This window comes from Paenirhodobacter sp. (assembly GCF_047600745.1).
In the GTDB taxonomy this organism is placed as follows: domain Bacteria; phylum Pseudomonadota; class Alphaproteobacteria; order Rhodobacterales; family Rhodobacteraceae; genus Rhodobacter.
Genome location: NZ_JASGKI010000002.1, coordinates 431,332 through 447,932, shown reverse-complemented (window position 1 = coordinate 447,932; position 16,601 = coordinate 431,332). Strand labels below are relative to the sequence as shown.

Below are 16,601 nucleotides of genomic sequence, written 5' to 3'. Positions count from 1 at the left end.
CAGGCCGTCTTCGTTGCACCGGTGCCGGGCGCAAGGGTCGGCAGGCTGGTCTCATCCGCGAAGATCATCGCCCTTGCAGACCTCGGCCAGCACATGCCCGGCCAGGATTTCCAACTCGAACCCGACCTTTCCCATCCATTGCGACATCAGGCGGCGCTCAAGCTCCACGCCATCGCGGGCGTAAATCCCTTTCTGACGGTAGAGCGGCAGGCCATCGGCGTATTTGGAGACCGCGAGTCTCGCGCCAGCAGCGCCTCGGTCGGGATGCCGCCCTCGATGAGATGGGCCGGAGGCTGGATCACGTCATCGGCATTTTTGAAGGCCGTCGGGCATTCCTTCGGACCAATGGCAGTCATGCCCTCCATTGGGTCGGCGGGTGACGATGACGCGGAACTTCGCGGACATCGACGAGGATCAGCGCACAGTCCCCCGGACTGTGCGCCCGAGGAGGGTCCGCTCGTGCGGCCATCGCTCGAACCAATGGCGCGATGGCCTCACCATCCTCGCCGATCAGAACCTTCCGCTGGCCTGCATGTTCCGGCAGGTCTTCTGGCTCGATCACCACCTCGACCCGCTCCAGGTGCGGGGCGAAGTCCTTGCGCGGCCGGGGTGCGCGCTTTTCACCGGCAGGGCGGTCCTTGCGGACCTGTGCCTGCAATGCCGCGATACCGATCTCCTCGCAGACAAAAGCCCGGCTCGCGCCTCGTCGTCCTCCGGCATCGGGAGCTTTTCCGAACGGCGACCGAACCGCGCCCGGTCGAAGGCCTTCAGGATGCCGTCAGTTCCCGGATCCGCTCCGCCGCCGCCGCGTTGCTGACCTTCAGGGCCTCATTCTCGCCCTGCAAAACCGACGCTTTCGCCGCCATCGCCCGGATCATGGACTTCAGCAGATCCATGTCGTCTGGAAGAGAAAGATCATCGGTGCTCATGGCCATTTCATTGCTCCGAATAGGATTCAGGTGACCTGGCCGGGCTGCCTCCCGGCGGTCAACGGGGCGGTTCCGGGCTTGGGTAACGGATCACGACCGAAGACGTCAGCCGACTGTATTCATGTAGATAATTGAAATTAATTGATATTACCTGCGTACATCCACACATCCTTTTGCTGCGACCGATCATGGCAATGAAGCGGCCGCAGGCTGGATCGGGATGGAGCCGGTTCACTCCGTTGAGCCAAGTGCTCGGGCGATCTGCGTCAACGCCGCGTGAAGCGGGGATTTCGCCGGCAAACAGGCACGCGCCAGCGCCACCGCTTCGGCCAGAGCGAGAGCCGGTCCCTCGATCCGGTCCGCGACTGCGTTGAGCGGCACCGGATCGGTGGCGATCAGCGCTCGCGCAAGTGCGAGCAGCGGCGCCTCGGGCAGGTGCAGCCCGATCCGCGCCGCCTCGGCAACAAGCTCCGGCGTGGCCTTCTGCTGCGCCGCCCGTGCGAACAGGAGCCGCAGCCGCAAGGTCTCTTCGTCCTGCGGGTCGGCAAGTTCCACGGCGTGTTGCAACGCCTCCACCATCGCGCCGAGCGCTTCGTCGCGTTCGTCAACCGAGAGGGTGGCGCGCCGCTGGTTCAGGTCGGCCATGATTTCGAGTCGCGCCACCCCCGGGCCACAGGCAAGGTTCAGCGCCTCGATGATCCGCAAAGCCCGCCGCAACTGCGCGGCGTCATCCGCCATCCCCACCCGCAATGGCAGTGACAGGCATTGTTGCAGCGTCCCCACCGGCAGGATGCCGACCGTCGCCCGCACCGCGCGTTCATAGGCCGCGAGAGCTTCCTCCAGACGGTTCTCCGCGGCATAGGCATCACCAAGCGCGCTGGCGACATCGGCGCGTTCGGCCCAGCCATAGGTCTCGATCTGCCGCGCCAGTGTGTCGAGCGGCACCTCGGGATCCGTCACGGATTGGCGCAGCAGCGCGATCGCCTCTGTCGGCGCGGCAGGGTCGTGGGAGCGCGATACCGCTTCAGCCGGCTGGCCATGCAGAATGAAACCCGGATGGCCGTAACACTGATAGGCGCCCCAGGTGCTGTCGCGATAGCCGGTTGCATCATGGGCCGCACGGCGGGCCTCTCGCACGGCGGTTCCGAAATTTCGCCCCTCGCAGAGCGCATCGTAAAACGCCGTGGCGAAGCGTAGCGCGGCGGTATCATCGACTTGCCAGCCGCAGGCGACGACGGCGGGGCAGCCGAACTCGATCATTTCAACGGCGAGACTCGCGGCCATGCCGGGCCGGTCGTGGCGCAGTTCGCGGTCCTCATCGCGGATCGCGCCAAGATGGCAGCAGTTGAAGAAGAACAGTTCCGGCGGTGCGGGAAGCTGCGCGAGCGGCCCGGCAGGCAGAACCGAAAGAGGCCCGCCGCCAAGCACGATCCCGGGACCGACTTCGCTCTCCGCGACGCCATGGCTCGCGATATGGATCACGTCCCAAGGCCGCGAATAAAGCGCCGAGATGACGTCGACCGGGGCCGCTTCCTCTCCGATCAGTCGCGTCACCTGATACTTCGCCTCTTCAAGCCGCGTGGCGACCTCCTGTGCCTCGGCCACGGCGCCGGGCAGGGCGGCATTGGGGCTACCACCGCCGCGCGGATCACCGATGACGAGCGCCCGCCTGTTGCCGCCGCGCCGCGGCGGGGCGGGGCGGTCGCGCTGCGACACCAATTGCCGCAGCACCCCGAAGCGCACCGCAGGCGGCGCGGTTGCCAGCCGGACGTCATCGTCGGGGCGCCGGTCGTCGAGCATCTCCCACGGGATCGCGGCGGTCTCCCGGTCGAGGATCAGCCGCATGTTGCGGTCATCGAGGCTGTGCTCCTTGAAGCGCGATGGCCAAAGCAGCTCGAAAAGCGTCCGGCCGGGACCACGGCCATCGGGGTCCACCGCGCCGGTCTGTGCGGGGATCCCGGCGACGAACTGCCGCACGAGACGGCGAACCCGCGGAACGACATCGGCCTCGACCCGCGCGCGGCCATCGACCATCAGATAATGTAGCGGACCTTCGCCGGACGGTTCCGCCTCGGGTGCAGTGACGGTGACCTCGATCCAGGAGTCGGGCGTATTTTCCGGGCCGGTGCGGCGCCAGCCACCTTCGCCCTGTTCCAGCCGCGAAATCAACTCGAACCGCCCCGGGCGCGCGTCGATGCGCGATTTCGCCGCGTGCCAGGCGGTGATTGCGGTCTGCTCCACGGCTTCGATGATCTCGATTTCACCGATGGCGGGGGCCGGGCCCTCGCGCTCGCCCGCGATCAGCCGGTTGACCTCCTCGGTCGCGTTCAGGATCGCGGCAACGCAATCGCCGACCGAAACCACCCCGCCGCCGGAGCCGAGCAACACCGTCGAACAGGTAAGTGGTCTTTCGCGGCCCATCCGCTGCGCCGCGTCGACATAGGCGAGCAGCGCGCTCCGGATCGTGCGCGTCAACGCCCCCGCCGAAAGGGTCGAGAGAACGCCCAACCCTGCGACGATCCCCTCATGTCGCGAAGCGTTATCAAGCGCGACATCCCATGTCCCGATCAGGCCGGGATGCAGGCCGCGCGCGTTGCGCTGCGTTAAGCGTCCACCGAGCATCGTGTCCAGCGCGGCCTCGGAGCCGCTGATCGGGTCGCCGACGAAATGCCCGACAAGCACCGGATGGTTCGGGCGCCGCCTGCGTTTGAGATCGCCATGGACGACGCGGACGCGCACCGGCGCCTCGGTTTCCTCTTCCTCACCTGGCACGCCACCCATCGCCATCGCGAGGAACTGACGCTGAGAGGGCAGGATCGGCAGTTCCCGTTCGGGCAGAATCCGGGTGTCGTCCCCCACGGGGCCGTCGCGCATGGCGGGCTGGCGCGGGAGCCCGCGCGTGTCCCCGTTGAACAGCAGTTCCGCGATCGCCGGGAAGAACGACCGTCTGCGGCACAGGTCGCCATGCTGGGCCGGGGCATTCCAGGCGGGCACGTCCTTCGGGATGCCGGTGGACCAGAGCACGGTGCCGTCCCCCGCCATGGTTCCCGTCGCCTGTATCTCGTCCTTGACGAGCCGGAAGCCGTTGACCGTCTCGCGGCGGCCCTGCCCGGAAATATAAAGGGTTCGTCCGTCGGGCAGGACGTCATCGCCCAGCAGCCTCCAGAAGGCGTTTGCCGATTTCAGTGCATGGGGCGCGGGCGGCGGGCGCCCGGCAAGCGCCCGCCACACCGCCGGGGACAGCATGTCGGGCGGTAGCAACTGAGTCGCGCCGGGCCAGCCGCGGATGACGGCGGTGATGTCGTCGAGCGACCCCGAGCCGCCGAGAAACGCCAGCGCCCGCGTCGCGAAATCCCGCCCCAGCATCGCCATCGCCATCGCGTGCGAGCCGCCATTGGGCGTGCCGAGCATCAGCAGGCGCGAGCCGCTCCGGTTGCGGAATTCGCGCTTCAGGTCGGGGCTTCGGATCAGCGCCATGCGCGCCACCAGCCCCCCCATCGAATGCCCGACGAGATGCAGCGGGCGACGGCTGTCCCCGGCCAGGGATTCGAGGATCTTCTGCGCCACCCGGGGACCGAGATCCTGAATCGGCTGCCGCCAGTCGTAGGACATCGGGAGCACCTCATGCGTGCGCCGCAGATAGCCGATCAGATCGCCGTAATAATCACGCATCACGCCATCGGCGGAGACCTTGCTGCCCCATGCAAGCGCGGCAATCCCCTTGCGGCACAGTTCAAAGGGGCTGACCCAGACCACCCTGTCGTTGACCTTCAGGCTGCTGCCAAGGATGCCCGGCAGCACCACCGCGAGCGGCCGCCCCTTGTCACGCGCGAGCGCAGGGGCAGCAAGGCCACGGTCCACCGGGTCGGCCTGCGCGGCTGCGGCGCGCTCGGTCAAGCCATTAGCCACCAGCCGCCCCTGTCCGCGCAACCCGGCAAGCAGTGCAGAGACCGTTCTGGTATTCGCGAAATAACTGAAATGATTGACGCTCGGGCCCTGGTCGAAGAAAACCGGCGGCTCCTCGGCGCGGGTCATACCGGCGCCCATCGAGGTCGTGTCGACAACGAGATCGTGATCCGCGCCGAAATACGCATCCAGGAACCACAGCGGCAGCGCCGAAAGCAGACCACTGGCTGCGGTATCGCCGCTGATCACCATCAACCCGTCATTACCCGTGCCGAGGATTCTCTGGTTCAGCAGGCACAGAAGCGGCGAATGTTCGGGCGCCATCGCGGCAACACCGGGCAGGGCGTTCAGACTGTCCGGAGAAAAGGCCGCGATGCCGATTCCGCGCAGCATATCGAGCCGCGCCCGTGTCTCGGTGCTGACGGGGAGGAGGCTCAGGACGTTGAAGATCAGGTTGATCCAGTCTCCGATGCGGCCATCGACAAGGCTCGTGCCGCCTGCGGGGCAGGCGACGCGCACGAAACGGGTCACGCGCGGAGCGTTTGCGACGAGGGCCTTGCCGAGCGCCGCCATACGCGCCTGCGCCTCCTTCGGGAATGTCGCAAGATTCTCCTTGCTGAAGATCGTGTCGCCTTTCGGTGGTCTCACCTGCGGCCAGGCGAGCAATTCGCCGACAAGCCCGCCACGGCTGTGCGTGACGAGATGCAGTTCGATCCCCTTGGGCAGACCCTCAAGAAGTTCGGCGACATTCTGCGCCGGATCCTGGGTCAGGCTGCGGTGATCGAAGGCCAGAACGCGGCCCGGGTAGAGTGCGTGAATCTCCTGCCAGACCTTCGACGGCGGGCGCATCAGCGCGCCGAAAGAGCCATCTGTCGTCGAGGCCGTGCCGTGGATGAACAGCAGCCAGGGCCCGTTTTCGGGCAGGGCCTCGGGGGAGGTCACGGGGGTGCGGGTGCCGTCCACCGAAAGCCGGAACAGGCCCTGGGTGTCGCCTTCGAATTTACGCGCGGCCTCGGTAACGGAGGCGGCGGCGGCCAGCACGGCGATCTGTTCGACCGCGACATGGGCCGCACCCCGGGTGATGCCTCCGGGGACATGAGGCCGTGTCAGGACCGTCGGCAGCAACAGGACGTCCTCGCCGTCGGCGGCGCGGCTGCGCAGGACATCGCGCGGAAGGCGCGCGCCGATGTCCTCGGGCCGCAGCCAGAGCCGCACGCCGTCCGCCATCTCGATCTCGACGACATCCTCCGGGCCGATGTCGAGCAGGATCGGTTCGGCGGTCGCCCGTGCGGTGCGGACCTGCACCCGGTCCCTGACCTTGACGTCAGGCAGATCGCCCGCGACCCGTTTGCCCTGAACCTGAAGTTTCATGGTCATCTCCTCCGAGAGTTTGGCAGGTGGCACGCGCCGGGCGTTTCCTAAGATCTCGGATGGTCGAGCCGGGTGATCGAGACCCGCGCCGCGCCCGAGTTGTTCGTGTAGAAGACACCGGGCAGGAAGCCGACGTCATTGGCATAGAGAAACAGCGGACCCGTGCGGTTCGCGGTGAAGCTGCCGACGAAATCCGCATGGCAAAGGGTTCCGGGCGCGGGCATTTCGCCGGGATCCTGCGCGCCGATCTGCACCACCGGCGCGAGCCACGGCGCATCGGCCCGGCGCGCCCATTCAAAGCTGCGCAGCAGGGGGCCGGGCGAGGGGGCGCCGCCGGGCGGAACCGGGTTTTTGTGGTCCTTGAAGTCCTCGCTCACCGTCATACGCAGCGCGAACTGCTGGCCCTTGACGGCCCGCAAGCCGGTGTCAATGCAGGGCGCCTGCGGATCGAAGGCAAGCCGGTGCGCGGCGCCGGGCACGATTTGCGCGTCGTCCTTCTGCACACAATGCGCACGGGCCAGGACTACGCGCTGAATTCGGAGTGAAGGTGCAGGCCACGAGCGCGAGGATGGTGCAGGCAAAAACGTATTCGAGCGTCTTTGGCGCCATCCGCGCCCCCGCGTGCCAGAACCGCGAGACCTTCGGCACCTGTTCCTGCCCACGCCATCCGGCGGCGGCGGCATCGCGGATCCTGTCGCGCAGGTTCCAGCCGGAAACGTAGAGCATCCCCCCGAACAGAAGCGCACCCGCGCCCGTGCAGCCCGACCGCATCAGCCCGCTCATCACCCAGTTTCGCAAGCCCTCGGACAGGATCGTCAGCCGCCCGTCCGCCCCGGTTTCGAACAGGAACCGCAGCGGATAGAGGCAGAAGAAAGCGATGATCGCGATGATCGCCCGGTTCAGCAGGCGGTAGCGGAAGACCATCGCCGCGATCGCCTGCCGTGTCGCGGCGGGAAGCGGGGGCAGGGCGTCCTGCCCGGCGATCATGCAACCCTCGGCTGGGCTGATCGGGCCGTAAAGGTCGGCGCCGCCCTCCAGCTTGGCGGGCAGGGTCGGGTCGGCCTCCTCAGTGGGGTCGATATGGCGCGGCTGATAGCGATATGCGGCGGCGAGGCCCTTGCGGGAATCGTGGATCGGCGCGAGGTCGAAGCGGCGTGCGATGAGATCTTCCTGCAACGTGGGGGCGACGCGCAGCCCGGCCTCCCTGGCGCCGTCGAGTATCCATTGCAGCGGGGGAACAGCACCGTGATCCTCGGGGTAACCGCCGCCGATATCGGAATGCACGCCGGGAAACCACATCTGCCGCACATCCTGCCAGGCGCGCTCGGACGGGGTTTCAAAGGCGACGGGGTGGAAGGACAGCCGCTCCTCGTCGATGGCAAGAGCGTGGCGCGCATGCAGCACACAGGGCGCACAGACCCCATTCGCGAAGTTGAGTGGAAAGATCAGCCGGTCGATCAGCCCGCGCAGCTCCTCGACCGGCATGCCATAGGCTTCGACCGTATCGAAGACGCCGAGGAAATCGACGGTGACGCCGCAGTCCGGCGGCCCGGTGAACTCCTGCACATCGGGCGGCCAGACCGGGCGACGCTTGGTTCCGGCGACCTCTTTCTCGATGTCGCCGTGCAGTTTCTGGCCGAACAGCCATCGTTTCGCCGTGACCAGCCCGTCGCGCACCAGGCGCGCCGCCGCGATCGTCGGCCAGACCGGACCGAGCGTCGCCTTGCGATAGGCCCGCCAGGCGCCCCTCGCGTTGCGGCGCATCTCTGCGGTGCTGACCGGCCGGTCGTCGCGTTCCGCCGGCATCAGGCCCTGCCGCGCGATCATCCCCGCCAGCGTACGCACGGTAAACGCCCCCCGGCTGAAACCGAACAGCAGGATCCTGTCGCCGGGCCGCCAGTTCCAGCACAGGAAACGGTAGAGCTTGCGCACGTTCGAGGGCACACCGAAGCCCGTTGCCCCGTCAATCAGGCGTATGATGCTGTTGCCATGGGTGCCGACGCCGGGAATATAGCGGGCGATCTGACCTCCATCGCTCTGATCCGTCGCGGTATAGAGTCTCCAGATGTTCGTTTGGCTGACGGAGAAAGCATTCCCGGTGCCGTCGGCAAAGACAATCAGAACCCGCGGTTCGCGCTCTTTGTGCATCAGAACCCTCTTGTTTCGTCGGTTGTGAAAACCCTCTCGCACTCTGCGCCGGGACCAAGGACGAAATGCCCGTGAATTTTCGACCAGCGCGGCACGGGCCGGAAAAACCGCGCTCCGTATTCAGAAAGATGCGCAAGAAATACAAAGCCCGGTGGCGCGGTATCCGCGCCATTCACAATGAAATGCGTCATGAAAACTTCCATAAAACGTGAATTGATGTTTCGAGTATTCGACTCCTTTCGATTCTCGTCAACACTCCCGGCTATGGATGTCTGTCATGCGGTTTTGCGCCATGTTGCGCATCACCAGAATGGGGAATCAGGATTCGATCAGGGCGGCGCCGATGCTGGAGGCGAGGCGGATGAGTTGCGTGCGGTTGATACGATCAGTCTTGGACAGCAGCGATTTGGCCTGTGAATTGACCGTCTCCACAGAGCGGTTCCGGCGCGCCGAGATCTCACGATTTGTCAGGCCCTCGGCCATCAGCCCAACCAGGCTCGTTTCGGAATCGGTCAGGGCCAGCACCCGTGACAGCAGGCCAAGGTCAAGCGGAATCCTGCGTGCGATGTCGAGGCTGTAGAGGATGTATCCGTCGAGCCAACGTTCGCCGAGGTCAGCGGTGTGATCTCGACGGCAAACCTCCCGGCATCTGGCCTCTGTCCGTCGAGGGCTTCCTTTCGCGGTCGCGCTCCGAACCGGCCATGACGTCCCGCCTCCGATGTCAGTTCGAGGGACCAGGCCTGATCCTTCGGATCGCGCAATTCGATCTGCCCCCGGATGGTGCGAAAGAAAACGCCGCATTCCGCGCGTTGGCGCCGAAATTCGGCGTTTTCGCAGACCACCTGACGGTCCGACCGGATCTGGAGCCGCGGATCGACGGGCGGAGCGCACGCCTTCGCCGAAGCGCGACAGGATGAGATGGTGCGGCGCCTGATGACGATCCTAGGCGCGTGGGCCAGTCTGCGCCGTGGCCCTTGCGACACCGGCCCCACCGGTCGAGAGGTTCTCGAAAGACCGGGACTTCGCGACCTGCTCATTATCGGGGCCACGCAGATCGTGCGCTGGCGATCTCGGCACGATGCGCCCGCGGGCTCGTGGATGGTGCGGATACTGGCGACGAAGCCAAAGATGCTGATTGCCGTGACGCTGGCCAATAAAATCGCCCGCCTCGCCTGGGCTTTGATGCGCGGCGATGGGGTCTATCTGGCTCCGGCCAGCGCCTGACGCCAGGCGGACCGATCGGGGACCGTCGGAGGGTGTGAACGGTCGACTGGAAGGTTATGGACGAAAATCGAGAAGACGGGATTAGGCAAACCATCAGACCGGACAGCCCCTTGAGCGCAGGTAAGCATTCTGAACCCGATCCCCTGGCTTCATAAGGGCCTGTGGCGCACGGAAAACCGCACCACGAGGCCTCATCGGCCTGGATTTGGTCAAAGAACGAGGGTCCTGATCCAGATATCCGTCCAGATGCTCGACATGTTTTCGAAACACGCCTTGAGCTGACATGATGTCTGCCTCATGTTAGAAGAAATCCGTTTTACGAACATGTTGCGGGCATCATGTTAAAACCCACCTATCTCCTTCCGACTCTGCCGCCTCCGGTGGCTCTGGAAACGGTGCCGGTCTGAAAAGCCTGAACCGTGCCTCTCGGACGCTTGCCGACCTGAAGGGGCAGGCGCGGGCCATCCTGATCGACACGCTGGCGCTGCAAGAGGCCAAGGCCTCATCCGAGGTCGAAAACATCGTGACGATGCAGGACGAGCTGTTTCAGGCAGAGGTGGTTCCCCATGACTCCCAGTCTCCGGCCGCCAAGGAGGTGGCACGTTATCGGAATGGGCGGCGCCTCGGCCACCGCAGGCTGATCGAGACGGACGGGCTTATCCCGAACTCGACCATCATTGACATGTTCCGCCTGCTGAAGGACCGGGATGACGGCTTCCGCGCGATGCCCGGCACGGCACTGAAGAACGAAAGAAGCGGCGAAACCATCTTCGTTCCGCCTCAGGATGCAAACGTCGATCATGTTCGGCAGCCGAATGGCAAGCACCTCCGAAACGCGCATACCGGTCGCCGCGATCAGCCCGAACATCGTGGCGTAGGTGATCGGTCGGATCGAACCGTCGGGGCCAAGGCGATGCGCGGCATTGATCAGCCGCCGGATGCCCCTGGGATCTTAGTAGGGGGTGCGGCGCCGGTTACTGGCGCGGCCAAAGCGGTCAGCCAAGGGCACTTCATGGCGCGGATCTTCGGTATGCAGCGCAACCGCGAAGCGGCGTACCGTCAGCAGACGGTTGCGTCGTTGCTCGGGCGATGGTGCCCACTCGCGCACGGTCGCCGTCGTGACGACACGCTCACCGCGATGCTCGGCGAAGCGCAGAAGGATGCCCGGGTGAAGAGAAAGAATGCGCTCTTCGCCGGGCACGAGGTCGGCGCCGAGAACTAGGCGAGGCTCGCCGGCCTCATCGCCAATTGCAAGATGTGCGACGTAGACCCGGCCAGCAAGCTCACCGAAACCCTCCGCGCCGTGCTCGACGGACACCCCAAGAGCCGCATCGACGACCTCATGCCGTAGAATTTCGCACCCGCGTCAACCATCGCCGCATAGGGCACCGGCTGAGCGCCTACAGACAGCCCAACGCGGTTGCCGCACGTCCATGATCGGCCCGAGAAGCCCCGACCGTCGAACACCGGAACACGGAGCGAGCGTTTTTGATTACATAATACTGATTACAGGTGTCCTTGTTGTGACGCTGTTCTGAAATACGGATGTTGGTGAGCGAAAGGACATCCTGAATGGCGGCGCGCTACAGCCGCCTCACCCATGCTGACAACTAGGCTGCGGGGATCGACGACCGGAGCAGAGCGTCTTTTCCGCCGAACCTGCGACGGAGCGCATCAGCGCCCCGGATCGACGGCCTGTCGCAGAAGGTCCACCACCCGTTCGTGGCCCATCAACCCCTTCGTGACCATGGCCTCGACAAAGGAAACCCCGTCCTTGGCTGCCTGTTTCACGATCGCCGAAACCCGGGTGTAGCCCAGTTCGGGCACCATAACGGTCGCCAGCGCCGGGGGAATTCAGCAGCAGGTCGAGCGCCCGCCCGGGGACCACCTCGATCCCGCGGATGCGTATGTCGGCAAAAAGGCTGTTGCCATTGGTCAGAAGACGGGTGCTTTCAAACAGGCGCGCGGCGATTACCGGCTCGAAATGGTCGATCTCAAGCTGCCCGGCCATCAAGGCCAGCGCCACGCTCTGGCCATTGCCAACCAGCGCGAAGGCCAGTTGCTGCATCATCATCGGCGGGACCGGGTTGATCTTGTCCGGCATGATCGACGATCCGGGCTGCACCGCGGGCAGGCGGATCTCGCCCAGGCCCGTCTGCCGAATCAAGTCATGCGCGATCTTTTCGATGGTCTCGGCGACGATGCGGATCGCCGACGAGACGCGGGCGAATGTGTCGGAATTCTGCATCGCATCAAAGGGATCCACCACCCGAGCAAGGATAGCTCGACCATCGGATGCGCATAGACCGCAGCCGGATCTCCCGGGGCCGATCGCGCTGCCGCCTAGCAGCAGGATCAGCAGATCTCCGGCCGCTCCGGCGATCTTTGCCGCTTGACGCCGGATCGCGCAGGCATAGCCGCCGAACTCCTGGCCAAGCGCCATCGGCTGCGCCGCCTGCATGCAGGTGCGCCCGATCTTCAGCACATCGGCAAAGGCCATGCCCGCCCGGCAAACGCATCGGCCATTATACTCCAGCGCCGAGGGTGCCACGTCATTGGTCGATTGCCCATGGTTCACATGATCGTTCGAATGCGGCACCGCATAATCACCTGCCTCGCGCCCCATGATATCCACGATGAACTGTTCATGATGCACGCCCGCAATGATTTCGTCGCAGGCGGCGATGATGGCGGCGGCCAGATCGGACGGCAGGGCGCCGATCTCCAGATTCGCGCGGACCGCGGCCTTCTTGGTCACCGCCAGCGCAATGACGAGGCACGGGTGATCCCCAGCCGCTCGCCGCCCTGGGTGTTGACGCCATAAAGCGCCGTATCGGGCAGTTCGCGGGGACCGAGACCATCGGCTTCAATACGAGCCATGCTCAGAAATCCTGTGAGAGAGAAGGGTCAGAGCACCTGGTTCAGGAAGCACGGCGTGCGCGGGCCGGTGGCATTGTCGAAAAGCTGCGCGGGCGGCCCGTGTTCGACGACCACGCCCTTGTCGGTGAAATAGATGTGATCGGCGACTTCGCGGGCGAAACTCATTTCATGGGTGACCAGAATGCAGGTCATCCCCTCCGCCGCCAGATCCTTCATCGTGACCAGCACTTCCTTGACCGTCTCCGGATCGAGCGCCGCCGTCACCTCGTCGAACAACATGATGTCGGGCCGTATCGCCAGACTGCGGGCGATGGCGACGCGCTGTTGCTGCCCGCCCGACAATTCCCCCGGATAGCTGTTCTCCTTGCCTTCCAGCCGGACCTTTCGGATCAACTCCCGGGCGCGCTTCTCGACCTCGGCCCTGTTCCCCTTCAGCACCTTCACCGGCGCCATCATCACGTTTTGCAGCGCGGTCTTGTGCGGGAACAGGTTGTATTGCTGAAACACCATGCCAACCCTCTTGCGCAGGGCCAGAAGGTCGAGCTTCGGGTCATGCACCTTCTCCCCTCGACCAGGATCGAGCCGCCCGGAATGACGTTGAGCGCATTGATGCAGCGGATCAGCGTCGATTTCCCCGATCCCGAAGGGCTGATGATACAGACCACCTCGCCCTTCCTGCTGTCGAGGCTGTTCCGGTTCAGGACCGTCAGCGGACCGTAGGATTTGTGGACGTCTTTCAGCGAGACGATGGGTTTGTCTTCTGTCCAGGCTATCGGATTTCCTTACAATTTCATGGCATGGCGGCGTTCCAGCCGCGCGGTTAGGACGCTGATCGGATGCCCTGCGCCCAGCCCGGGCCGATCACGCTGGCGATCAGCGCGCCGAAGACCAGCGGAATCCGCAGGCCCGTCGCACCAGCCCGGCATCCGGGCCGCCATGGGTGCGACGGGGCAGCAGCACCACCATATGGCCGGGCCGTTCGATCGGAGGCAGCCATATGTCAGCCTCCATATCCGGGGATGTGCAGGGCCTGTTCCCAGCGGCCCATGATCCAGACCAGCGTCGTCTTGACCAGATTGGTGCCCAGCGACGGCAGCGAGATCCGCAACGCCAAGGGCAACACGATATCCCTGTAGATCCGCCACCGGCTGAACCCCAACGCCTTGGCGGCCTCGGCGGTGGCTTTCGGCACGGCTTCGATACCTGAACAGAAAATCTCGGTGTTCAGTACCCCGGCGAAAAGCGAAAGTGAGATCACCGCCCAACTGAAGGCCGACACCATCGGCACCGTCTCCCCGGTTTCGGTCTGCATTCGCAGGATCGAAGCGAGCGCGAAGAAGAAATACAGCGGCACCAGCGGCGGCGTATTGCGGAAAAAGGTCACGAACAGTCCGGCGGGTGCCCGCAGCGCCAGATGCGGCGAACCCTGCGCCCAGTTTCGGCCACCCCCACCGCCAGTGAAAGCAGGATCGACAGTTTGACCATCACCCACAATCCCCCAAGGAACTGCGCCCGGTTCCAGGCACCATCGCCGATGCTCAGGTTGATCCCGTGGCTCTGGTATATCCACTGAAAGAATGTTTCGATAGTTTCCATCGCCACCTCCGGAAAAGCGGCCCAATGAATGGGCCGGCAAGGTCAGCGGAATTTCTCGTGCTGCTCTTCGGGGAAGGAACTGGGCGCGATGCCATGGGCGGCATTGGCCGCGATCAGAAAGCCGCTCCTGTGTCCGTCCGTGACGATCTGGCTGATCTTCTGGTCATAGGGGCCATTCAGTTCGTCCAGCGAAACGGCAATGGCCTAGGGTTGCATCTATTCCGTAACGAAGGGCATTTCGTAATCCGCCCAGGCCGCTTCCGACGCGCGTTGGCTCCCGATCCAGGTGTTGTCATAGATCAGCGCGAGGCAACTGCCGTTGGTCAGGGCGGCGCTGACCTCGGCACACCGGCGAAGGCGACGATGTTCGACTTGTTTCTGCCTCACTTCCCGCAGGCAATAGCGGCCCTGAATGGCGCAAACATCCTTTCCCGCCAGATCCGGCCATTCCTTGAGACCGCTGGATTTCCGCGCCATCACATTGGCGCCACCGGAATAGTTCGGCTCGACCATCCCCACCACCTTGCGGCGCTGCGGGTTGTTGCCAAGCGTCGCGACGATCAGGTCGACCCGTTCCTGTTGCGGGAATTTCATCCGGTTCGAGGCCACGACCGGCGCCAGTTCCACCGAAACGCCCAGAAGCGCGACTATATCCTTCGCAAGGTCGATCTCCAGTTCTACCAGTTTTCCATCCGCATCCAGATAGCCTCAGGGGCGATAGTCGTTCTTGATGCTGATCACGATCTTTCCAGCGGCGAAGATCTTGTCCAGTGTGTCGCCAGAGGCGAGGAAACAAGAATTGCGGCGAAGGTGAATTTCAGCAGGGTTTTTATCTGATGTCACCTGTTGAATTGTCGTCGCGCCCTGTTTAAGGTGCTTTTTTATTCCCGCTCATCGCATGCCGCACACTTGCCACGCTGGATTCGCATCAGGAATCCAAGCCGCCGATTTATGCCACCTGTGTCACCGCCGCTTGCGCAAGGGGGCATTCTGGATCCTTTTGGCGGGTCATCGGGTGCTGACATGTGTCCGGCCTCTTTGCAGCCATCGTCATGCCGCGGGCCGGTATGGTGTTCGCGGATCAGGTCCAGATCAAAGCCGCGTGCTCGAAGGCACTCTGTTGCACACTGGTTCGCCCGATCCCGTCTCACGACGATTGCGCCAAACTGCTCCTTGCCCTCTTCCGCTCCGACGTCCGCGCGACCGACGACGATTTACAGCGCCGTGGCCGGAGCCTTGTAGGCGCTACCGTAGGCCAGCACGGCCCAGACGATCCGCGCCGTTCGCGATGAGCTTGAACCCGTGGCGCTTCATCGCTCACTGTTTGCCAATGCCACCCTCACCAGCATCGCCAGCATGCCGCCGAGCGAGGTGCCCGGTTGCGCCGCAGCATGGCAGTGCCGTTTGATGATGACGCTGTTGGCGCCGATGACCAGCAGCCTCCTCAATGAACGCTCGCCCATCTTCGTCGTGGCCCCCAGCCGCTGCTTCCCGCCTTCGCCGAATGCTGTCGCGGCGTGGGGCTGATCCAGGCGGCAAAATCGCGGCCCTTGCGGAATATCTCCGGAGGCGTGGCGAGCGCCGTAGCGATCAGCGGACCGATGCCGGGATTACCATGAGACGGCGCACCTTATCGCTCTCCCGCCCGCGGCGATCTGCCGGTCAAGTTCGGCGAGCAGCCCTGCCAGCACGCCCAGAGTGGCCCGCGCCGTCGCGGGCAGGCTCGAAGCCTCGCTTTCGATCCGCGCGATCAGCCGGCCCGCGTTCCTCGCGCCTTGAGGCACAACATAGCCATGCTCGCCCAGATGTCCGCGAAGGGCATTGATCGACTGCGTGCGCTGCCGGATCAGCAGCTCGCGCAAGCGGAAGACCATCGCCGCGCCCTGAGTCTCTTTGCTCTTCACTGGCACGAAGCGCATTGTCGGTCTATGAGCCGCCTCGCGAGACGGGCCTCGGCATCCGCCATGCCGTTCTTCTGGCGCTTCACGAACGGTTTCACCTAGGCAGGCGGGATCAGCCGCACGTCATGGCTCAGCTTGCCGATAGTAATGCGCACCGCCACAAGCTTCCATCGCCACGACGCAAGAGGGCAACTGGCTGCAAACCCCAGCACCTGAGCCCGCCGCAACTTCTTGCGCAGAACGGCCCGTCCTGTGCCATCGGCTCCATGCACCCGAAACACATTCTGCGCCAGATCGGGCCCGACAGTGATAATCGCCAACAGGACCACTCCCTATGTGGACCCTCGCAGACCCACCCGGGCACAAAGATGCCCGCAGGGGGACAGCAACAGTGTCGCGACGATAGACCGTTATACGCTTGCGGATGTGATGCTGTCGCCAGAGGATTTCGGCCTGTCGCCCGCAGCCTGACATTTCACGGATAGCCGCAGTCGGCTCCTGTTCCAGCAGGCGCCCGACCATCCAGCGCGCGCGGCGTAGTCGGCTCTGAACAATTATGGGGCGATCAGCGGCCGCGATCCGGCGTGAACGTCCTTCCTGGAACAAAGAGGCATCATCGTGGCGGAGGCCTCGCCCCGTTCACGCT

At 64.7% G+C, this 16,601-nt stretch carries 13 protein-coding genes and 4 pseudogenes; 3 read left to right on the top strand and 14 right to left on the bottom strand.

The window, feature by feature from the left end:
* From QM789_RS06565 to QM789_RS06540, 6 genes and pseudogenes are all read right to left on the bottom strand, one after another.
* Positions 1-929 (bottom strand): annotated as a pseudogene (locus QM789_RS06565) (transposase); the annotation flags it as partial.
* Positions 930-1,160: 231 nt separating this feature from the next.
* Positions 1,161-6,206: a DUF7379 domain-containing protein gene (locus tag QM789_RS06560; RefSeq protein ID WP_420351145.1), complete on the bottom strand. Its 5,046-nt coding sequence runs from the start codon at positions 6,204-6,206 to the stop codon at positions 1,161-1,163.
* 47 nt (positions 6,207-6,253) lie between these two features.
* A complete protein-coding gene (locus tag QM789_RS06555; protein WP_420351144.1) occupies positions 6,254-6,625 on the bottom strand; it encodes a hypothetical protein in 372 nt (123 codons plus the stop codon).
* A 7-nt stretch (positions 6,626-6,632) separates the two neighbouring features.
* Positions 6,633-8,354 carry a DUF2235 domain-containing protein gene (locus QM789_RS06550; RefSeq protein ID WP_420351143.1) on the bottom strand — a complete coding sequence of 574 codons (1,722 nt, stop codon included), beginning with the start codon at positions 8,352-8,354 and terminating at the stop codon, positions 6,633-6,635.
* On the bottom strand, positions 8,354-8,545 hold the full coding sequence (locus tag QM789_RS06545; RefSeq protein ID WP_420351142.1) for a hypothetical protein: 192 nt from the start codon (positions 8,543-8,545) through the stop codon (positions 8,354-8,356). The genes QM789_RS06550 and QM789_RS06545 overlap by 1 nt, the downstream gene beginning before the upstream one ends.
* Before the next feature lie 127 nt (positions 8,546-8,672).
* Positions 8,673-8,879: a helix-turn-helix domain-containing protein gene (locus QM789_RS06540; protein WP_420351141.1), complete on the bottom strand. Its 207-nt coding sequence runs from the start codon at positions 8,877-8,879 to the stop codon at positions 8,673-8,675.
* Between the two features lie 396 nt (positions 8,880-9,275).
* On the opposite strand from QM789_RS06540, the gene QM789_RS06535 reads away from it, so the two are divergent.
* From QM789_RS06535 to QM789_RS06525, 3 genes are all read left to right on the top strand, one after another.
* Positions 9,276-9,578, top strand: a complete 303-nt coding sequence (locus QM789_RS06535; protein WP_420351140.1) for a hypothetical protein — start codon at positions 9,276-9,278, stop codon at positions 9,576-9,578.
* Positions 9,579-9,981: 403 nt separating this feature from the next.
* On the top strand, positions 9,982-10,800 hold the full coding sequence (locus QM789_RS06530) for a Fic/DOC family N-terminal domain-containing protein (protein WP_420351161.1): 819 nt from the start codon (positions 9,982-9,984) through the stop codon (positions 10,798-10,800).
* 18 nt (positions 10,801-10,818) lie between these two features.
* A complete protein-coding gene (locus QM789_RS06525; protein WP_420351160.1) occupies positions 10,819-10,929 on the top strand; it encodes a transposase domain-containing protein in 111 nt (36 codons plus the stop codon).
* A 323-nt stretch (positions 10,930-11,252) separates the two neighbouring features.
* Here QM789_RS06525 and QM789_RS06520 read toward each other — a convergent pair whose 3' ends face one another.
* From QM789_RS06520 to QM789_RS06485, 8 genes and pseudogenes are all read right to left on the bottom strand, one after another.
* Positions 11,253-11,408: a hypothetical protein gene (locus QM789_RS06520; protein ID WP_420351159.1), complete on the bottom strand. Its 156-nt coding sequence runs from the start codon at positions 11,406-11,408 to the stop codon at positions 11,253-11,255.
* A 268-nt stretch (positions 11,409-11,676) separates the two neighbouring features.
* A pseudogene (locus tag QM789_RS06515) lies at positions 11,677-12,336 on the bottom strand (lyase family protein); the annotation flags it as partial.
* Complete coding sequence (locus QM789_RS06510; protein ID WP_420351139.1) at positions 12,333-12,458, bottom strand: hypothetical protein; 126 nt, start codon at positions 12,456-12,458, stop codon at positions 12,333-12,335. The gene QM789_RS06510 and the pseudogene QM789_RS06515, both read right to left, overlap by 4 nt.
* Positions 12,459-12,485: 27 nt before the next feature.
* A pseudogene (locus tag QM789_RS06505) lies at positions 12,486-13,207 on the bottom strand (amino acid ABC transporter ATP-binding protein).
* Between the two features lie 251 nt (positions 13,208-13,458).
* Positions 13,459-13,842 (bottom strand): ABC transporter permease subunit, encoded by a 384-nt coding sequence (locus tag QM789_RS06500; RefSeq protein ID WP_420351138.1) that lies wholly within the window; start codon positions 13,840-13,842, stop codon positions 13,459-13,461.
* Positions 13,839-14,054, bottom strand: a complete 216-nt coding sequence (locus QM789_RS06495) for a hypothetical protein (protein ID WP_420351137.1) — start codon at positions 14,052-14,054, stop codon at positions 13,839-13,841. The genes QM789_RS06500 and QM789_RS06495 overlap by 4 nt, the downstream gene beginning before the upstream one ends.
* A 216-nt stretch (positions 14,055-14,270) precedes the next feature.
* Complete coding sequence (locus tag QM789_RS06490; protein ID WP_420351158.1) at positions 14,271-14,705, bottom strand: transporter substrate-binding domain-containing protein; 435 nt, start codon at positions 14,703-14,705, stop codon at positions 14,271-14,273.
* 563 nt (positions 14,706-15,268) lie between these two features.
* Positions 15,269-16,278: pseudogene (locus QM789_RS06485) on the bottom strand (IS110 family transposase).
* Positions 16,279-16,601 lie beyond the last annotated feature (323 nt).